The sequence below is a fragment of the Alcanivorax sp. HI0083 genome, assembly GCF_001635175.1.
Map to the genome: position 1 here is coordinate 1 of NZ_LWFX01000279.1, position 530 is coordinate 530.

General features: G+C 59.4%; 1 protein-coding gene. It reads right to left on the reverse strand.

Features of this window, described 5'->3' with window-relative positions:
* Window positions 1-530: transporter substrate-binding domain-containing protein (locus A3754_RS02995; RefSeq protein WP_156496726.1), on the reverse strand; the 530-nt coding region annotated here is incomplete at both ends.

Below are 530 nucleotides of genomic sequence, written 5' to 3' on the forward strand. Positions count from 1 at the left end.
AGCGGCATATCGGTGGCCACGGTGTAATCGGCAATCAGGTCAGGCCAGAGCGCACGTTGCAGGGCGTAACTGTTGGAATTGATCAGGGTGTAGTCGACCTGACCGTCTTCCACCAGCGCCAGCAGTTGCTCGGGGGTGGCGTTTTCCACTTCCTGGAATGCCAGCTCGGGATTGTCCAGCTGTGCCTTGATCAGCAGCTCGGCGTGGCTGGAGCCGGCGCTTACTGCCACCTTCTGGTCGTTCAGCTCGCTCAGGTCGGTAATTCGTGGGCTGCTCAGGCGGCGTACCAGCAGGGTATCGATATTTTGGTAGCGAGTGCTGAAGCGCAGGCTTTCGCTGCGCTCTGTGGTGGCGACCAGGCCAGCGGCGGCAATGTCTGCCGTGCCCTTGCGGATAGCATAGCGGATGTAGGAGAGATCGTCGGATTCGAGGATGCGCAGTTCTACCCCCAGGCTGTCAGCGAACCCTTTGGCGAGTTCGTATTCCATGCCGGTGAAACCGTGCTGATCTTCGTAATAGGTCGTGTTGGA